Genomic DNA, 19008 nt, shown 5'->3' with positions numbered 1-19008 from the left:
AGCGCGCTGCTGATCGCCTTAGGGCTGGGCAAACTGTTTGGCTGGGATATCGGGTTAACGGCCGGTATGCTGGCAGGCTCCATGACCTCCACCCCCGTACTGGTGGGTGCCGGTGATACCCTGCGCCATTCCGGTATGGCCGGGGGACAGCTCTCCACCGCCCTCGACCACCTGAGCCTGGGCTATGCCCTGACCTATTTAATTGGTCTGGTGAGCCTGATTGTGGGCGCACGCTATCTGCCAAAACTGCAGCATCAGGATCTGCAGACCAGCGCCCAGCAAATCGCCCGCGAGCGCGGTCTGGATACCGACTCCAAACGTAAAGTTTATCTCCCGGTGATCCGCGCCTACCGCGTCGGGCCGGAGCTGGTGGCCTGGGCGGACGGCAAAAACCTCCGCGAGCTGGGCATTTACCGCCAGACGGGCTGCTACATCGAACGTATCCGCCGCAACGGCATTCTGGCGAACCCGGACGGCGATGCGGTGCTGCAGATGGGCGACGACATCGCGCTGGTGGGTTACCCGGATGCCCACGCGCGTCTCGACCCCAGCTTCCGTAACGGCAAAGAGGTGTTCGACCGCGACCTGCTCGACATGCGCATCGTCACCGAAGAGATCGTGGTGAAAAACCATAACGCCGTGGGCCGCCGCCTGGCGCAGCTGAAGCTGACCGACCACGGCTGCTTCCTCAACCGTGTGATCCGCAGCCAGATTGAGATGCCCATCGACGATAACGTTGTCCTGAATAAAGGTGACGTGCTGCAGGTGAGCGGCGACGCCCGCCGCGTGAAAACCGTCGCCGACCGCATCGGCTTTATCTCCATTCACAGCCAGGTCACCGACCTGCTGGCCTTCTGCGCCTTCTTTATCGTTGGCCTGATGATCGGGATGATCACCTTCCAGTTCAGCAACTTTAGCTTCGGCATCGGTAACGCCGCCGGGCTGCTGTTCGCCGGGATCATGCTGGGCTTCCTGCGAGCGAACCACCCGACCTTCGGCTACATTCCGCAGGGCGCGCTGAACATGGTGAAAGAGTTCGGTCTGATGGTCTTTATGGCGGGCGTTGGCTTAAGCGCCGGCAGCGGCATTGGCCACAGCCTTGGCGCTGTCGGCTGGCAGATGTTGGTTTCCGGACTTATCGTCAGCCTGGTGCCGGTGGTGATCTGCTTCCTGTTCGGCGCCTATGTGCTGCGCATGAACCGCGCCCTGCTCTTTGGGGCGATGATGGGGGCGCGTACCTGTGCGCCAGCCATGGAAATCATCAGCGATACCGCGCGCAGCAACATCCCTGCGCTGGGCTATGCGGGCACGTATGCTATCGCTAACGTACTGCTGACCCTGGCGGGTACGCTGATCATCATCATCTGGCCAGGACTCGGATAACGCTGACGTTTGCGCATAACGAAAAAATTTTTGTTACGCGCAGAACTTTTTAATCAGGGGGCAGTCATAACTAGTGCCACTGCTTTTCTTTGATGTCCCCAATTTGTGGAGCCCATCAACCCCGCCGTTTTGGTTCAAGGTTGATGGGTTTTTTGTTGTCTGAAATTGTTAAACTCGCTATTACACTATCCTATACAGCCTTACAACGCCCTCTCTCCCTACACTGTAATGAGCCACTGATATGAGCCACATCACTATTTATCACAACCCCGCCTGCGGCACCTCGCGCAATACGCTGGAAATGATCCGCAACAGTGGCACGGAGCCAGAGATTATCTTCTATCTGGAGACCCCGCCGTCACGCGATGAACTGATTAAACTGATTGCCGACATGAGCATTTCAGTGCGGGATCTGCTACGTAAAAACGTGGAGCCCTATGAACAACTCGGCCTGGCCGAAGATAAATTCAGCGACGACCAGCTTATCGATTTTATGCTGCAGTACCCAATCCTGATAAACCGTCCGATTGTGGTCACACCGCTGGGCACCCGCCTGTGTCGCCCCTCTGAAGTCGTCCTCGACATTCTGCCGGATGCGCAAAAAGGCGCGTTTGCCAAAGAGGATGGCGAAGCCGTCGTGGACGCCAGTGGGAAAAAAATCACTCGAAAATAAGTGGCAACCGCGGGTTAGCGGCTTCCCTCACCCGCGATTCTTCCCACCATCGCCCGAATCTCCTCGCGCGTTAACGGTGTCCGGTCAGTCACGTAGTGCAGCGTCATCCCTTCGATGAAGGCATCCAGCGCGCGGGTGGTGACCGGGTCAAACCACTGCTCCAGCGTGGTCTGGCTCATCTTCATCCAGTCCTGCATCACCGTTTTGAGCGCTGCGCTGCGGTGCATGAAGGCGTAGAGCTGATACATCAGCGCCATGTTGTGCGGCGTCGTCACCTGCGAACTGTGGATCAGGGTGGTGATGGATTCGCACGCCATCTCCGGGCCGGTGACGCCCGCGAAGAAATCCCGGTACTGCTGCGACATCTGCCGGGTAAACCACGTGAAGGCCTCCTCCAGCAGCGGCTCCATTCCGTCAAAATAGTAGGTCATCGACCCCAGCGGCACGCCTGCGCAGGTGGCGATTTTACGGTGCGTGACGGCGTGAATACCGTATTCAGCAATGGTATCGAGCGTTGCCTGCAGGATCTTCTCCCGGCGATGCGGATCGTTCGGTGGTCTGCTCATAAATTCCTCACGTGGTTTGTGTACAAATGTACACAAACTTGCTAGTGTTGTCGCTATTGATGTACTTCTGGTGCAACCCCGATGACGCAAACCTCTTCCCGTAAAGCCCTGCAGCTCCGCCTGTGGGCGCTGTTTATGTTCTTCTTTATTCCGGGCCTGCTGATGGCCTCCTGGGCCACGCGTACGCCCGCCATTCGCGATATTTTGTCCGTCTCTACCGCTGAAATGGGCATCGTGCTGTTCGGCCTGTCGATAGGTTCGATGAGCGGCATCCTCTGCTCCGCGTGGCTGGTGAAGCGCTTCGGTACGCGGGCGGTGATCCGCACGACCATGTGCTGCGGGGTGATTGGGATGATTGTGCTGAGCGCGGCGCTCTGGTTTGCCTCACCGGTGCTGTTTGCTCTGGGGCTGACGGTATTTGGCGGCAGCTTAGGCTCAGCGGAAGTGGCGATAAACGTTGAAGGGGCAGCGGTTGAGCGCGAAATGAACAAAACCGTGCTGCCCATGATGCACGGCTTCTATAGCCTCGGCACGCTGGCCGGTGCTGGCGTAGGCATGGCGCTGACGGCCACCGGCGTAAGCGCGAATCTGCATATCCTGCTGGCGGCGCTGGTGTGCATCATTCCGATTCTGATCGGCATCCGTGCCATCCCGAACGGTAACGGCAAGAACGCCGCGGACGAACAGCACTCGGCCGAAAAGGGGCTGCCCTTCTACCGCGATTATCAGCTGATGCTGATTGGCGTGGTGGTGCTGGCGATGGCATTCGCGGAAGGTTCCGCCAACGACTGGCTGCCGCTGCTGATGGTGGACGGTCACGGCTTCAGCCCGACCTCCGGCTCGCTGATTTACGCCGGGTTTACGCTGGGAATGACCGTCGGACGCTTCACCGGCGGCTGGTTTATCGACCGCTACAGCCGCGTGGCGGTGGTGCGCGCCAGCGCCCTGCTCGGCAGCCTGGGTATCGCGATGATCATCTTTGTGGATGTGGGCTGGATTGCCGGCGTCTCGGTGATCCTATGGGGTCTGGGGGCCTCACTTGGCTTCCCGCTGACCATTTCAGCCGCCAGCGACACCGGCCCGGATGCCCCGACGCGCGTCAGCGTGGTGGCAACCACCGGCTATCTCGCCTTCCTGGTCGGGCCGCCGCTGCTCGGCTTCCTGGGTGAGCATTACGGGCTGCGCAGCGCCATGCTGGTGGTATTAGGGTTGGTCATCATCGCGGCGCTGGTGGCGCGCGCGGTGGCCAGGCCGGAAACGAAACAAACGACACTGGAGAAGGGATATGAGCGTTAAACTGCTCGCCGTCGACATGGATGGTACTTTTCTGAGCGATGCCAAAACCTATAATCGCGAACGTTTTCTGGCCCAGTACGCCCGCATGAAGGCGCAGGGCATTCGTTTTGTGGTCGCCAGCGGCAACCAGTACTACCAGCTGATCTCGTTCTTCCCGGAGATTGCGCATGAGATTGCGTTCGTCGCGGAAAATGGCGGCTGGGTCGTGAGTGAAGGTGAAGACGTCTTTAACGGTGAACTGTCGAAGGCCCATTTTGAGACCGTCGCAAACGTGCTGAATGACGTCCCGGGCATTGAGATCATCGCCTGCGGGAAGAGCAGTGCCTATACGCTGAAATGCTATGACGAGAGCTTCAAGACTATCGCGGCGAAGTACTATCACCGACTCGAAATGGTCAGCAATTTCGACAATCTGAACGATATTTTCTTCAAGTTCGGGCTTAACGTCTCTGACGATGAAATTCCGCGTATTCAGGCGCTACTGCATGAAAAGCTGAGCGACATCATGGTACCCGTCACCACCGGTCACGGCAGTATCGACCTGATTATCCCGGGCGTGCATAAAGCCAACGGTCTGCGGATCCTGCAACAGCGCTGGGGGATAGATAACAGCGAGGTGGTGGCCTTCGGGGACAGCGGCAACGACGTGGAGATGCTGCGTCAGTCGGGCTTCAGCTTTGCGATGGCGAATGCCAGACCGCATATTAAAGCGGTGGCTCGCTTTGAAGCACCGCACAATAACGAGGAAGGCGTTTTAAACGTGATTGAGAAGGTATTGAACGGGGAGGCGCCGTTTAATTGACCGCATGCGGTCTGGTGCCCTCCCCCTCACCCGGGCCCTCTCCCCAAAGGGTAGAGGGAATAAACAGATTAAGGTTGCAGGGCGTTTCCGACGCGTTTGTCCTTCAGGAACACCACCATCAGGCCAACCCACAGCACGCCGTTGGCGAGGTTAAACAGGCTGAACAGACCGTTGCCTCCCAACGCGTAAGCATGCTTGCTCACCTCGATACCGACGGTAAAAATCAGCATCTGCAGCATTCCCATCGCCGCGGAGACCGTCCCTTTACTCATCTCGCTGGCGAACAACGTCAGGCGCACCAGCCCGGCGTTCGCCACGCCAATTCCAAAGGCATAGAGGCTGAGCCCCGCCGTCATCCACAAATAAGCGTGAGAGGACATCACGGTCGCCACCGCCGCCAGAATCAGCCCCGCGGCAACCGGCCAGCCGCCCATGATAATCAGCGAACGCACGGTGCGGCGTGACGTCAGACGCGCCAGCACCAGGTTACCGATAATCAACGCGCCAAAAATCGGCACCTGCAACAGACCGTACTCGTAGCTGCTGAGCTTTTCACCGCTGATGATAATAACCGGTGATTGCGCAATCCACGCCAGCAGCGGCAGGCTGACAAACCCTGTCGCCAGCGCACCGGCCACAAAGCGGCCATTCTTCAGCACGGCTTTGTAATCCCGACCCAGCTCTTTTAACGAGAGTTTCTCGCCAATGCGGGTCGCCGTTTCCGGCATCGCACGGTGCAGGCCAAAGAAGGCGATGGCGGCGAGAACCGCAAAGAGGACAAACATCCCTTCCCAGGGCGCAACATGCACCCACGCGGCCCCTACCAGCGGCCCGAGTAACGGGGCGATCAGCGCCACGTTCGCCATCAGCGCGGTAATTTTGATACACACCGCCTCTTCAAACGATTCCTGAATGGCGGCATACCCTACAGCACCGATAAAGCACAGGCTCACCCCCTGCAGGAAACGCAGCAGGGTAAACTGCTCAATGTTTTGTGCCAGCAGCGTGGCGAGGCAGGTCACGATGAACCACACCACGCCGGTCAGCATCACCGGACGACGGCCGATACGATCCGACAGCGGGCCTAACAGCCACTGCAAAAACATGCCACCTGCCAGATAGGCGGTCATCGAGGTCGGCACCCATTCGATCCCCGCGTTGTACTGCGCCACAACGGCCAGCATACCGGGCTGGATCATATCGTTGCCGATATAGGTCGAAAATTCGTAGAGCACCAGACACAGAGGGAAAAGCAGCGCCTGACGACCCAGACGTGAACCTGAAGAAGAACGGTTTAACATGCAATCTCTTTATAATGACAAAATCGCGACGAGTGTAATGAAATGCCGCAGCCCGAGATAGTGATTTATCGAGGATAAACAGAAATAAAGCACATATCGTCTTCGTTTAAGGTTTCCTTAAGTTGACAGATTTATGATAGCCCGATGACTCGTCAACGATCCCAAATTATGTCACTCACGTCCAGCCGCTCAGAATTATCTAACTTACAGACAAATAAGACAAAACGCCTTTACCGCTTACCGACCCGCTTTTATGGTTATCAGCTTTTCGTGCTGATTGCTCTTGCCGTGGTGTTCACGTGGCTATCACGCAATGAAGCGCTGGACAGATGGATAAGTGGTTTTTGGTATGACGCGGCGACGCAAAGCTTCCCGCTGCAGAAAGACCACCTGCTGGATCTCCTGAACCATCGCCTGGCGAAGTACATCGCCATCGCCTTAGGGGTCGTGGCGCTGTTATTCGGTGCTTACAAGCGTAACGCAAGGCTGGTTACGGCGGCGCTGCTGATGGGACTCGGCGCACTGGTGGTGGGGGCGTTGAAAAGCATCAGCCATCACAGCTGTCCGTGGGATCTGGTGGAGTATGGCGGTAAGGCCGTGTCTTATCCCCTGTTCAGCGCCGTCCCGGCAGACAGCGGTCCGGGTCGCTGTTTCCCCGGCGGTCATGCCTCCAGCGGCTTTATGGTAATGGGGCTGTTTTTTGCCTTCTGGCGCGAGCGTCCGCGCCTCGCCTGGAGCTTTGTGATCCTCGGCGTGGTGCTGGGTCTGGCGATGGGCTTCGGCCAGGTCATGCGCGGGGCACATTTTTTCTCTCACAACCTGTGGGCCGGGTGGTGGGTCTGGTTTTCCCAGGTGGTGGTCTATGGCCTTGTTTCCACCTGGTTTGCTAAAGAGTGATGACATTATGTTAGAGAGTCTGAATTACCAGCTGTTTTATCTGATCAACGCCACGCCGGCCTCGCCAGAGTGGATGATCGATTTCGCCACCTTCCTGGCAAAAGATCTGATCAGTATCGTGCCTGCGCTGGCCGCCATCCTCTGGCTGTGGGGTCCCCGCAGTCAGGTAAAAGCGCAGCGCCAGCTGGTGATCAAAGTGGCGATGGCGCTCGGCGTAAGCGTGCTGGTGAGCTATATTCTCGGCCACGCGTTTCCCCACGACCGTCCTTTCGTCGATCACGTCGGCTATACCTTCCTGCACCACGCGCCAGATGACTCGTTCCCGAGCGATCACGGTACGGTGATCTTCACCTTCGCGCTGGCCTTCCTGTTCTGGCATCGCCTGTGGTCGGGTGCGGTGCTGATGGCGGTGGCCGTGGCCATCGCCTGGTCCCGCGTTTATCTGGGCGTCCACTGGCCGCTGGATATGGTGGGCGGTTTCCTGGTGGGACTGATTGGCTGCGTCAGCGCGGCGATCCTGTGGAATCTTATCGGGGAAGCGCTCTACCGCGGGCTCTCTTCACTCTATCGGGCCGTTTTCGCCATCCCGATCCGCAAAGGCTGGATACGTGACTAACCCCGACCTGACAGGTTACACTTGAGCCCCCGCCCTGCGGGGGTTCACTTTTTTATGCCGAGGAACTATGGAAACACGACGCGATGACCGCATTGCTCAGCTGCTACAGGCGCTGAAGCGCAGTGATAAGCTGCATCTTAAGGAAGCCGCCACCCTCCTCGGCGTCTCAGAGATGACCATTCGTCGGGATCTGAACAGCGAGAGCGCGCCGGTTGTGCTGCTGGGCGGGTATATTGTGCTTGAGCCGCGTAGTGCCAGCCATTATCTGATCAGCGACCAGAAAACGCGTCTGGTTGAAGAGAAACGCAAAGCTGCACGGCTCGCGGCTTCCCTGGTACAGCCGCACCAGACGCTGTTTTTTGACTGCGGTACCACCACGCCGTGGATTATCGAAGCCATCGACAGCACAATTCCGTTCACTGCCGTGTGCTACTCCCTGAACACCTTTCTGGCGCTGCAGGAGAAGCCCGAGTGCCGGGTGATCCTTTGCGGCGGTGAGTTTCACGCCAGCAACGCGATTTTTAAGCCGCTTAACCTGCAGGACACGCTCAGCAATTTATGCCCGGATATCGCGTTTTATTCCGCCGCAGGCGTCAGTGTCCGCCAGGGCGCAACCTGCTTTAATCTGGAAGAGTTACCGGTGAAGCACTGGGCGCTGAGCGCTGCGCAGTATCACGTACTGGTGGTCGATCACAGTAAATTTGGCAAGGTGCGTTCGGCAAGAATGGGCGAACTGGCGCAGTTTGATGCCATCGTCAGCGACTGCCGTCCGGATGACGAGATAGTGGCCCACGCGAAGGCGCAGCAGGTGAAGTTGATGTATTAAGTGGGGTGCGGTCTGATGCCCTCACCCACAGGGAGAGGGAGAAAAACGTAGGCCGGGTAAGCGCAGCGCCACCCGGCAAAAAATTAGCTGAACCAGCTACCAAACCAGCTATGGAATTTCATCATCACGAAATCCCACATCCGGCTGAAGAAACCGCCCTCTTCTACCGCTTCCATCACAATCAGCGGACGCTGTTCAATCGACTTCCCGTTGAGCTGGAAATCAATCGTCCCGACCACCTGACCCTTTTTCAGCGGAGCCGTGAGCTGCGGGTCGGTGAGGGTGTAGCTGGCCTTCAGGTTTTTCAGCTGACCGCGCGGAATGGTCACTGAACCCGCTTCACCCGCGCCCAGGTTCACTTCACTCTTGTCACCAAACCAGACGCGCTGGCTGACGAACGTGGCATCCGGTTTTATCGGCGTCACGGTTTCATAGAAGCGGAATCCCCAGGTCAGCAGTTTTTCGGATTCGTTAAAGCGGATACGGTCGGTTTTGGTCCCCAGAACGACCGAGATCAGGCGCATATCGCCCTGGGTCGCGGAGGCCACCAGGTTGTAACCCGCCCCGGCGGTGGTGCCGGTTTTCATCCCGTCGACATTGACGTTGCTGCTCCACAGCAGGCGGTTGCGGTTCGGCTGACGGATTTTGTTGAAGGTAAACTCTTTCTCTTTATGGATGGCATATTCATCCGGCACGTCATGGATCAGCGCTTTCCCCAGCAGCGCCATGTCGCGGGCGGTGCTGAACTGGCCCGGCGCATCGAGGCCGTGAACGGTTTTAAAGGTGGTGTTGGTCAGGCCCAGCTTTTGCGCGTAACCGTTCATCAGACCGATAAACGAGTCCTGACTGCCCGCAACGTAGTCCGCCAGCGCGATACAGGCGTCGTTACCGGACTGGATAATTACCCCTTTATTCAAATCCGAAACGGAAACCTGATCGCCCGGCTTCAGGAACATCACCGACGATCCACGCAGCGCCGGGTTGCCGGTCGCCCAGGCGTCCTTCCCGATGGTGACCATATCGTCCAGCTTGATCTTGCCCGCTTTTAACGCCTGGCCGACCACATAGCTGGTCATGATTTTGGTCAGGCTTGCCGGATCGAGTTTCTCATCCGCATTGCCTTCCGCCAGCACTTTACCGCTGGCATAGTCCATCAGGATCCAGGCGCGCGCATCCACAGGCGGCGCTTCGGGCGCAGACTGTTCGGCTGCGTAGAGCGTTGGTGCAAACAGGAAAAGGAGCGCAGAGCCTGCCGCCAGGCTGCGCAGAGAAGTCATTTTTCGCGTCATAAATGCCACCCGAGTGTCCATTCAAAAATTACGTCACATCACCGTGTCGCAAGAAGCGATGAGTAATAGCGCACTAAAACCGTTAAAGAAACCCAACGAGGGTAAAGTTATTAAAGTTTATGCAATAACATTCAGATACGCTTTGATTCAGGCGATTTTTTTCTCTTCTGTTGCGTAATTGTTAGGTTTATCTCACCATGACCAAAAGCTGATTCGGATTCACATCTCATCGGGAGTAAATATGATTACGCTGTGGGGCAGAAATAATTCGACCAACGTTAAGAAAGTGCTCTGGACGCTGGAAGAGCTGGATTTACCGTTCAATCAAATCATGGCCGGGATGTCGTTTGGCGTGAATAAAGAGGCCGACTACCTGGCCATGAACCCGAATGGCCTGGTGCCGCTGCTGCGCGATGACGAAACAGACGCCACGCTGTGGGAATCTAACACCATTGTGCGTTACCTAGCTGCCCAGTACGGACAGGGTCGTCTGTGGGTCGAAAACCCGGCCCGCCGCGCGCAAGGGGAAAAGTGGATGGACTGGGCGAACCAGACGCTTTCACCAACCCACCGGGTGATCCTGATGGGGCTTATCCGCACCCCGGAAGCTGAACGCGACTATCCCGCCATTCATGCCGCGCAGGATGCCTGCGAAAATCTGTTTGCGATGATGGATGACGAACTGGCGAAGCACCCGTGGTTCTCCGGTGATGCGTCCGGCACAGGCGATATCGCCGTGGCGCCGTTCGTCTGGAACCTGACCAACATGGGTCTGAAGTGGACGCCGCGCCCGCACCTGGAGCGCTGGCTTAAACAGCTGAGCGATCGCCCGGCGTACCGTAACGTCGTGATGATCCCGGTCACCTGATCACGTCCCGGACGGGCTGACTTTTAACAGCTGCCCGTCCGTCTCATCGGTCAGGACATACAGATATCCATCCGGCCCCACCCGCACATCACGAATACGTTGATCCCGGTCGCCCAGAATGCGTCCGTCCTCTGTGACCTTGTTCCCCTTCACGCTGAGCACGATTACATCTTTCTCCTTCAGCGCGCCAATAAACAGCTTGTTTTTCCACTGCGGGAAAACGTCGCTGTTATAAAACGCCATGCCGCTTACAGCCGGTGAAACTTTCCAGACAAACAGGGGTTTTTCGGTCCCCTCAACGTGCTCGCCTTTGGCTTCCGGAATTTTCAGCCCGCTGTAGTTGATACCGTGCGTCGCCAGCGGCCAGCCATAGTTTTTGCCTTTCTCGGGAATATTGATCTCGTCCCCGCCGCGCGGACCGTGCTCGTTCAGCCACAGCGTATCGCTCCAGGGGTTCATCGCCATTCCCTGCGGATTACGAATGCCGTAAGACCAGATTTCCGGCCGCGCGCCGGGCGTACGCACAAACGGGTTATCCGGCGGCACGTTTCCGTCCTCCGTCAGACGCACGACTTTACCCTGTAGCTTGTCCAGATCCTGCGCCGTCGGGCGCTGGTTGTTCTCGCCGAGTCCGATAAAGAGATAGCCTTTGCCGTCGAACACCAGTCGGCCACCAAAATGGTTACCGGTAGAGAGTTTCGGCGTCTGGCGGAACACCACATGGAAAGCCTCAATGCGCGTCAGATCGTCACTTAACCGGCCATAGCCTACTGCCGTTCCGGCTTTGCCGTCCTTTCCCGCTTCGGCGTAGCTCAGCCAGATGCGGCGTGATTGTTTAAAGTCCGGGGCGAGGACGACATCCAGCAATCCGCCCTGCCCGTTTGCCCAAACCTTTGGTACACCGACGATCGGATCGGAAAGCCCTTTCCCGGCCTGCCAGTGTTTAAGCTGGCCGCCCTTCAGGGTTACCAGCAGCCCGTTATTATCCGGCAGGAATGCCAGAGACCAGGGATGATCGAGTCTGTTTTGCAGCACCTCAACCCTGACCGCCTCTGGCGCAGCGAGCAGCGAAAAGGGAATAAATAACGCAGGAATAAATAACGCAGGCAGGAAAATCAGCGAGGATCGAGGCATAACGCGCTCCTTTATCGGCATATGGCATAAAGGTTAGCCACTGCGCCCGGGCGCGTTACCACTTTTACAAAAGCTTAATCAGAAGGGGGAGTTACCTCCCCCTGGATCAGTGCTGTTCAAGCTGTTCGTGCTTGTTCAGGCACATGATGCATAGAGAGAGCGTTGTCAGGCAGTTTTCAAGCTTCTCCGCGTTTACGGCGATAAAATTCGGGCAGTCGTGGCGTCCGTTCATCAGACACACCCCTGCAATGGAGAGCACCTCGGCGGCGCGGCGCAGTGCGATAAGTTCGCTTTCGCCGTAATTCGCCTTCAGGGTCGGTGCTTTTTCACGCATGAAATTGCAAAGTTCAAACAGGTTATCACGCAGATGTTCGCTTTCGCTGACTGACATATACCCTTTTGCCTTCCTCAACTGCAGGTACGCGGCCAGGTCGATTCGGGCATTGATGAGCTTGTTCAGCAGATCGCGTTTTAGTCTGTCAACGGTCATGCTCTTTCCTCCTCTGTCAGCCATTGTGCATAGTCAGGATAAGTTCATTTTTTGTACAGTTTAATGCCTGGGATCAATTTTTATTAACTGATTAACATTATTTACAATGTTACAACTTCGGGCTCAGCGAAGCGCAAAACAGGACGCTATGCTACTTTCTATAAGATTGAACCGCTTGCAGAATTGCACTCGCAGAGGTGAGTATGGCAACAATCCCGGTGCCCGAAAAAATATGTTCTCTCTCTAAGATTGACCTGAATCTTCTCACTATCTTTTGCTTAATCTATAGTGTGGGAAGCATTTCGAAGGTTGCTGATATGCTGGATATTTCCGCCTCTGCTGTCAGCCAGTCGCTGCGAAAAATGCGCGAAATGATGGGAGACAACCTCTTTGTTCGCAGCGGCAATATCCTGCTGCCGACGGTGTTTTCCGATGAGCTATACGACAATACCATCTCGATAATCGATAAACTCTCCACTCTTCTGCCTGACTCAACTCCCTCACGTAAGAAGCGCGTGACGCTTTATACAGAATCCTTTGTTTCTCCGCTGGTGGTACCGGAATTAACGGAAAAACTGCTCGAAACGAATTCTGACATAAGCCTGCTGCATCGTACGGCCGATCTGAACGAACAAAAAATTACCGAGCTGCTCAATATGCGTCAGGCCGATGTGGTGTTCTCCACATTCTCTGTGGAAAACAGCAACATTCAGTGCCAGAAAGTATGTGATATGAAGCTGGTGCTGGTGGCCGCGCAGGATAACCCGCTCTACGGCAGCACCATCGATGAAGCGTTGTTCAGAAATGCCAGCCTGGTGGGCTATAACACCAAAAATGAAAAAATTATCTATTATCGCAGCATCGTTGATAAAAAATTCCGCTCCAGCGAGCGCTGTTTGCTCACTACCTCATTTGCTTCCATTCTGATTATTATCGCCAGAACAGAATGCCTGGGGATTATTCCCGAGCGCGCCTTTGCCACCTATTCAGACATGTACAAGCTCAGGCAAGTGGGCACCCCGTTCCCGTTACCGCAATTCAGCATTTATGCCTCGTACAGAAAAGAGAGCAATCAATTGCTCTCTACTGTGCTGGATGACCTGCTGGTGCCGGCTTCATAGAGGCCCGTTTTAATTCTGATTTGATTTTGCGTGGGTTTAGCCCTGTAGCGACCGCAATATCGGCCAGCTTAACGCCGTTTGCATGAAGGGTTTTGGCCATAGCCACTCTGGACTGAATGTACATATCTTTCATTAAGCATCTCACAAGTATTGTTGTCGGCATGCAAGATATCTTTTGATTCTTTTTTAGCCCATTAGCGACACTTAAAGCCGGGATAAGTAATTCTACGCCGCGTGGGTCAGCAAAGCGGTTGATGTAAACCTGCTGAGATCGCCACAGACCTGTATAAATCCCCCGCGATACGCTGTAAAATCCCGCCCTGATAACTCCATAATTGATGAATTTTTAACCTATGAGCAATGTTACGCACCAGCCGAAAATCGGCTTCGTCTCCCTGGGCTGCCCGAAAAACCTGGTGGATTCAGAACGCATCCTGACCGAACTGCGCACCGAGGGCTATGACGTGGTGCCAAGCTACGACAACGCCGATATGGTGATCGTTAACACCTGCGGGTTTATCGACAGCGCGGTTCAGGAGTCACTGGAAGCCATCGGTGAAGCCCTGACCGAAAACGGCAAAGTGATCGTGACCGGCTGTCTGGGCGCGAAAGAAGACCAGATCCGCGAAGTGCACCCGAAGGTGCTTGAGATCACCGGCCCGCACAGCTACGAGCAGGTGCTGCAACATGTTCATCACTACGTGCCAAAACCCAAGCACAACCCGTTCCTGAGCCTCGTGCCGGAGCAGGGCGTGAAGCTGACGCCGCGCCACTACGCGTACCTGAAAATTTCCGAAGGCTGCAACCATCGCTGCACCTTCTGCATCATCCCGTCAATGCGTGGCGATCTGGTGAGCCGTCCGATTGGCGAAGTGCTGGCGGAAGCGAAACGTCTGGCCGACGCGGGCGTGAAGGAGCTGCTGGTCATCTCCCAGGATACCTCGGCTTACGGCGTGGACGTCAAACACCGCTCCGGTTTCCACAACGGCGAGCCGGTGAAAACCAGCATGGTGGGCCTGTGCGAGCAGCTGTCTAAACTCGGTATCTGGACGCGTCTGCACTACGTTTACCCGTACCCGCACGTTGACGACGTGATCCCGCTGATGGCGGAAGGTAAAATTCTGCCGTATCTGGACATCCCGCTGCAGCACGCCAGCCCGCGTATTCTGAAGCTGATGAAACGTCCTGGCTCCGTTGACCGTCAGCTGGCGCGCATCAAGCAGTGGCGTGAGATCTGCCCGGATCTGACCCTGCGCTCCACCTTCATTGTCGGCTTCCCGGGTGAAACCGAAGAAGATTTCCAGATGCTGCTCGACTTCCTGAAGGAAGCGCGTCTGGACCGCGTCGGCTGCTTCAAATACAGCCCGGTAGAAGGTGCAACCGCCAACGAGCTGGCGGACCAGGTGCCGGAAGAGGTAAAAGAGGAGCGCTGGAACCGCTTCATGCAGCTGCAACAGCAGATCTCTGCTGAACGCCTGCAGGAGAAAGTGGGCCGCGAAATTATGGTCATCATCGACGAAGTGGACGAAGAAGGCGCGATTGGCCGCAGCATGGCGGACGCCCCTGAAATCGACGGCGCGGTGTACCTCAATGGCGAAACCAACGTTAAGCCGGGTGATATTATTCGCGTGAAGGTTGAAAACGCGGATGAGTATGACCTGTGGGGTAGCCGGGTTTAATCTCCCCACTCCGCTTTTGTAGGCCGGGTAAGGCGTCGCCGCCACCCGGCACATTCCACTGCCCTATCCCTTAATCCTCGGATCCAGCGCGTCGCGCAGCCCGTCACCCAGCAGGTTAAACGCCAGCACGGTCAGAAAAATCGCCAGACTCGGGAAGATCGCCACGTGCGGCGCAATCACCATATCCGCCCTCGCCTCGTTCAGCATCGCCCCCCACTCCGGGGTCGGCGGCTGCGCACCTAATCCCAGAAACGACAGGCTGGCCGCCGAGATAATCGACACGCCGATACGCATGGTGAAATAGACCACGATGGACGACACCGTCCCCGGCAAAATATGGCTGAAGAGGATGGTAGCATCGCTGGCCCCCATACTGCGGGCGGATTCGATAAACGTCTGCTGTTTCAGTACCAGCGTGTTGCCGCGCACCAGGCGCGCAAACGCCGGAATCGAAAACACCGCCACCGCAATAATCACGTTGGCCATTCCGCTGCCCATGATCGCCACCACGGCAATCGCCAGCAGGATGCCGGGGAAGGCAAACAGCACGTCGCAGATGCGCATGATGATGCGGTCCCACCAGCCTTCATAATACCCGGCGACGAGACCCAGCACGGTACCGATGGCCGCGCCAATCAGCACCGCGAAAACCCCGGCGGCAAGGGAGATCTGCGCTCCGACCAGCACGCGGCTAAAGATATCGCGCCCGAGGGAGTCCACGCCAAACCAGTGCATCAGGGAGGGGCCGTCGTTCAGGCGGTCGTAGTCAAAATAGTTTTCCGCATCAAACGGCGCCACCCACGGCGCAACGATCGCCACCGCAATCAGCAGCAGCACAAACAGCCCCGCCGCCATCGCGACCGGCTGACGACGAAAACGCCGCCAGAATTCAGACCACGGCGTGCGGATATGTTCCGGTTTAAGCCCCGGCATAGCGTCTAAAACGGCCTGGCGTCGCCAGTTCAATAATCGCATCTTACTTATACCTGATGGCCGGGTTAATGGCAGCGTAGAGCACATCCACCACTAAGTTGATAAGGATAAACTCCAGCGAGAACAGCAGGACTTCCGCCTGAATAACCGGATAGTCGCGCATCTCAACGGAATCGACCAGCAGGCGTCCCAGCCCCGGCCAGTTGAAGACCTTTTCCACCACGATAGAGCCGCCCAGCAGGAAGCCAAACTGTAGCCCCATCATCGTCACCACCGGGATCATCGCATTGCGGAACCCGTGCTTGAGAATGACCCACTTCTCGCTGACCCCTTTCGCCCGGGCGGTACGAATATAATCTTCGCTCAGCACGTCAACGAACGAGGCGCGGGTAAAGCGGGCCATCACCGCCGACACGGCAGCCCCCAGCGTCATGGAGGGCAGAATGTAATGCTGCCAGGTGTCGGCCCCGACGGTCGGCAGCCAGCCCAGCTCAACGGAGAAGATCTGCATCAGCAGCATCCCCAGCGCGAACGCCGGGAAGGAGATACCGGTCACCGCCAGCGCCATCCCGAGCTTGTCCGGCCAGCGGTTTCGCCAGACGGCCGCGACAATCCCGGCGCAGAGGCCAAACACCACCGCCCAGCTCATACTGGCAATCGTCAACCAGAACGTCGGCATAAAGCGGCTGGCTATCTCCTCCGACACCGGACGACGCGACACCATCGAGATGCCAAAGTCGCCCTGCAACACGTTGCCAATGTAGTGCAGAAACTGCATATACAGCGGCTGGTCGAGGCCCAGCTGCTTACGCACCAGCTCTATCACCGTCGCGTCCGCTTCGGGCCCGGCAATCAGGCGCGCCGGATCGCCCGGCAGCAGATGAACAAACAAAAACACCAGTACCGCCACGATCAGCAGCGTCGGAATAAGCCCCAGCAGGCGTTTACAAACATAATTCAGCATGAGGTTTATTTTAAATCCGCATCGTCAAAGCTAAAGCCGGTGTCCGGCATGATGTAGAACCCGGTCAACGCTTTGTTATGGGCTGACACCAGCTTCTCCACCACCAGCGGCACCCACGGTGACTCTTTCCAGATGATATCCTGCGCGTCTTTGTAGAGGCGCGCTTTCTCTTCCGGTTTAGTGGTTTTCAGCGCATCGGCAAGATCTTTGTCGACCTGCGGGTTACTGTAGAACGCGGTATTGAACAGGGTTGGCGGCCAGTTCTGCGAGGCAAACAGCGGCGACAGCGCCCAGTCAGCTTCACCGGTCGAGGCCGACCAGCCGGTGTAGAACATCCGCACGCCGCTCTCTTTCTGCCCTTTCCCCTCGACTTCAGCCGCACGCTGCCCGGCATCCATGGCAGTGACCTGCGCCTTAATCCCCACCTGCGCCAGCTGCTGCTGGGTGAACTGCAGCACTTTCTGCGCGGTGCTGTGATTGTGCGACGACCACAGCGTGGTGCTAAATCCGTTCGGGAAGCCCGCCTCTTTCAGCAGCTCGCGCGCTTTAGCCGGATCGTACGGCCACGGCTGATAGCTCTGGGCATAGGCGATAGCAGGCGGCAGCACGCCGGTGGCCGGGGTGGCATAGCCGGCAAAAGCGACCTTCACCAGCGCCTGGCGGTTAATGGCGTAGTTGATAGCCTCACGCACTTTCGGGTTATCAAACGGCTTTTGCGTCACGTTCATGCTGATGTAGCGCTGCATGATCGACGGGCTGGCGACCAGCTCCAGCTTGCTGTTTTTCTGCAGGATCGCGGCCTGCTCATAGGGGATCGGGAAGGCAAACTGCGCTTCACCGGTTTGCAGCATCGCCGCGCGGGTGTTGTTGTCCACTACCGGACGCCAGGTGATGGTGTCCAGCTTCGGCAGCCCCTGCTGCCAGTAGCCGCTAAATTTCTTCACCTTCACAAAGTCGGTCTGGTTCCAGGTCACCAGTTCATACGGGCCGGTACCCACCGGATGGAAACCGATCTCTTTCCCGTATTTTTTCAGCGCGGCGGGCGAGATCATCGCCGTTGCCGGATGTGCCAGGATGTTGATAAACGCGGAGAACGGCTCTTTCAGGGTGATTTTTACCGTCGCCGGGTCAACCACCTCGGTTTTGGCGATGTTTTTATACAGGTTATAGCGCTTGAGGCTATTTTCCGGATTGCTGGCGCGGTCGAGGTTAACCTTCACCGCCTCTGCGTTGAAATCGGTACCGTCCTGGAACTTGACCCCGGTTCTGAGTCTGATGGTATACACCAGCCCGTCATCGGAGACCGTGTAGCCCTCCGCCAGCACATTTTTCAGCTTCATCTCTTTATCCAGGCCAAAGAGTCCCTGATAAAACGATTTCGCCACCGCCTGCGACAGCGTGTCGTTGGCGTCATACGGATCCAGCGTGGTGAAATTAGAGCCGACGGCAACCACCACATCTTTGGCAGCGAACGCGGGGGCAGCGGCCAGGGCTGCCGTCACGCTCGCGGCTAACAACCATTTACGCGCTACAAATGTAACCATTGTGTTCTCCTGCCTGTTGTAAGTTATAACCGCGAGAAAGCATTTGCCTGACGCGGGGGAGCCACGAAATGACCCGGACCCACTTCGCGCAGCGTGACACGTTCCACGACCTCGCCACGTTTACGAATATTGCTCGGCATTTCATCCTGCAGCAGCACGCGCTGGCCGTGACGATGCGCCGGATCGGCGACCGGGACCGCCGCAATAAGCTTGCGGGTATACGGATGCTGCGGGTTTTCAAACACCGCTCGTCGCGGGCCGATCTCGACGATCTGCCCCATAAACATCACCGCCACGCGATGGCTGATGCGCTCAACCACCGCCATATCGTGCGAAATAAACAGAAAAGCGATGCCCATATCCCGCTGTAAATCGAGCAGCAGGTTAATGATCTGCGCCCGAATAGAGACATCCAGCGCCGAAACGGACTCATCGGCAATCACCACTTTCGGGTTCAGCGCCAGCGCGCGGGCAATGCAGATCCGCTGGCGCTGCCCGCCGGAAAACTCATGCGGATAACGCCAGGCGTGTTCCGGCTTCAGGCCAACGCGCTCCAGCAGCCAGGCGACGCGACGCTGTGCCGCGTCGCCGTCCAGCAGGTTATGTACCCGCAGCGGCTCCATGAT

19 protein-coding genes are annotated in these 19008 nt (G+C 57.1%); 10 read left to right on the top strand and 9 right to left on the bottom strand.

From position 1 onward, the window contains the following. On the top strand, positions 1–1383 hold a 1383-nt coding region (locus tag LDK53_RS09220; RefSeq protein WP_225285691.1), incomplete at its 5' end, for an aspartate:alanine antiporter. Positions 1384–1624: 241 nt separating this feature from the next. Further along, positions 1625–2056 carry a glutaredoxin-dependent arsenate reductase gene (arsC, locus tag LDK53_RS09215; RefSeq protein ID WP_225285689.1) on the top strand — a complete coding sequence of 144 codons (432 nt, stop codon included), beginning with the start codon at positions 1625–1627 and terminating at the stop codon, positions 2054–2056. A gap of 14 nt (positions 2057–2070) precedes the next feature. Here the strand turns inward: arsC and LDK53_RS09210 are convergent, their stop codons facing one another. After that, complete coding sequence (locus LDK53_RS09210) at positions 2071–2622, bottom strand: TetR/AcrR family transcriptional regulator (RefSeq protein ID WP_225285680.1); 552 nt, start codon at positions 2620–2622, stop codon at positions 2071–2073. Between the two features lie 81 nt (positions 2623–2703). On the opposite strand from LDK53_RS09210, the gene LDK53_RS09205 reads away from it, so the two are divergent. Next, entirely contained in the window at positions 2704–3918 is a 1215-nt protein-coding gene (locus LDK53_RS09205; protein WP_225285672.1) for an MFS transporter, read from the top strand. After that, entirely contained in the window at positions 3908–4720 is an 813-nt protein-coding gene (locus LDK53_RS09200; protein WP_225285670.1) for a Cof-type HAD-IIB family hydrolase, read from the top strand. Before LDK53_RS09205 ends, LDK53_RS09200 begins: the two co-directional genes overlap by 11 nt. 68 nt (positions 4721–4788) lie before the next feature. Here the strand turns inward: LDK53_RS09200 and LDK53_RS09195 are convergent, their stop codons facing one another. After that, positions 4789–6021, bottom strand: coding sequence for an MFS transporter (locus LDK53_RS09195; RefSeq protein ID WP_225285668.1), 1233 nt, complete (start codon positions 6019–6021; stop codon positions 4789–4791). Between the two features lie 168 nt (positions 6022–6189). On the opposite strand from LDK53_RS09195, the gene LDK53_RS09190 reads away from it, so the two are divergent. The 3 genes from LDK53_RS09190 (at position 6190) to deoR (ending at position 8360) form a co-directional block, all read left to right on the top strand. After that, positions 6190–6918: a phosphatase PAP2 family protein gene (locus tag LDK53_RS09190; RefSeq protein ID WP_045284550.1), complete on the top strand. Its 729-nt coding sequence runs from the start codon at positions 6190–6192 to the stop codon at positions 6916–6918. Positions 6919–6925: 7 nt separating this feature from the next. After that, positions 6926–7534 (top strand): undecaprenyl-diphosphate phosphatase, encoded by a 609-nt coding sequence (gene ybjG, locus LDK53_RS09185; protein ID WP_059386110.1) that lies wholly within the window; start codon positions 6926–6928, stop codon positions 7532–7534. A gap of 67 nt (positions 7535–7601) precedes the next feature. Continuing rightward, positions 7602–8360 (top strand): DNA-binding transcriptional repressor DeoR, encoded by a 759-nt coding sequence (deoR, locus tag LDK53_RS09180; protein WP_025756093.1) that lies wholly within the window; start codon positions 7602–7604, stop codon positions 8358–8360. 83 nt (positions 8361–8443) lie between these two features. On the opposite strand, the gene dacC is transcribed toward deoR, so the two are convergent. Continuing rightward, on the bottom strand, positions 8444–9649 hold the full coding sequence (dacC, locus tag LDK53_RS09175) for a serine-type D-Ala-D-Ala carboxypeptidase (protein WP_032672410.1): 1206 nt from the start codon (positions 9647–9649) through the stop codon (positions 8444–8446). Between the two features lie 241 nt (positions 9650–9890). On the opposite strand from dacC, the gene LDK53_RS09170 reads away from it, so the two are divergent. Continuing rightward, complete coding sequence (locus tag LDK53_RS09170; protein ID WP_225285667.1) at positions 9891–10517, top strand: glutathione S-transferase family protein; 627 nt, start codon at positions 9891–9893, stop codon at positions 10515–10517. On the opposite strand, the gene LDK53_RS09165 is transcribed toward LDK53_RS09170, so the two are convergent. Then, the gene (locus tag LDK53_RS09165) at positions 10518–11651 is read right to left on the bottom strand and encodes a PQQ-dependent sugar dehydrogenase (protein WP_225285665.1); all 1134 of its coding nucleotides are present in this window, start codon (positions 11649–11651) and stop codon (positions 10518–10520) included. It lies immediately after the preceding gene. Positions 11652–11757: 106 nt separating this feature from the next. Continuing rightward, positions 11758–12141, bottom strand: a complete 384-nt coding sequence (gene bssR / locus LDK53_RS09160; protein WP_025756097.1) for a biofilm formation regulator BssR — start codon at positions 12139–12141, stop codon at positions 11758–11760. Between the two features lie 203 nt (positions 12142–12344). Here bssR and LDK53_RS09155 point away from each other — a divergent pair, with 203 nt between their 5' ends. Beyond that, the gene (locus LDK53_RS09155; RefSeq protein ID WP_225285663.1) at positions 12345–13262 is read left to right on the top strand and encodes a LysR family transcriptional regulator; all 918 of its coding nucleotides are present in this window, start codon (positions 12345–12347) and stop codon (positions 13260–13262) included. A 353-nt stretch (positions 13263–13615) separates the two neighbouring features. After that, on the top strand, positions 13616–14941 hold the full coding sequence (rimO, locus tag LDK53_RS09150; RefSeq protein WP_008501203.1) for a 30S ribosomal protein S12 methylthiotransferase RimO: 1326 nt from the start codon (positions 13616–13618) through the stop codon (positions 14939–14941). Positions 14942–15004: 63 nt separating this feature from the next. On the opposite strand, the gene gsiD is transcribed toward rimO, so the two are convergent. The 4 genes from gsiD to LDK53_RS09130 all read right to left on the bottom strand — a co-directional run. Further along, positions 15005–15916, bottom strand: coding sequence for a glutathione ABC transporter permease GsiD (gene gsiD, locus LDK53_RS09145; protein ID WP_025756099.1), 912 nt, complete (start codon positions 15914–15916; stop codon positions 15005–15007). A 1-nt stretch (position 15917) separates the two neighbouring features. Beyond that, positions 15918–16838 carry a glutathione ABC transporter permease GsiC gene (gsiC, locus tag LDK53_RS09140; RefSeq protein ID WP_025756100.1) on the bottom strand — a complete coding sequence of 307 codons (921 nt, stop codon included), beginning with the start codon at positions 16836–16838 and terminating at the stop codon, positions 15918–15920. A gap of 5 nt (positions 16839–16843) precedes the next feature. Further along, complete coding sequence (gene gsiB, locus LDK53_RS09135; RefSeq protein WP_025756101.1) at positions 16844–18382, bottom strand: glutathione ABC transporter substrate-binding protein GsiB; 1539 nt, start codon at positions 18380–18382, stop codon at positions 16844–16846. A 23-nt stretch (positions 18383–18405) separates the two neighbouring features. Continuing rightward, positions 18406–19008: ATP-binding cassette domain-containing protein (locus tag LDK53_RS09130; protein WP_225285661.1), on the bottom strand; the 603-nt coding region annotated here is incomplete at its 5' end.

Origin of the sequence: Enterobacter sp. K16B (genome assembly GCF_020216105.1) — a bacterium.
Classification (GTDB): domain Bacteria; phylum Pseudomonadota; class Gammaproteobacteria; order Enterobacterales; family Enterobacteriaceae; genus Enterobacter; species Enterobacter sichuanensis.
Note: the sequence above shows the minus strand (reverse complement) of the source record. Positions and strands in the feature narration are given on the sequence as shown.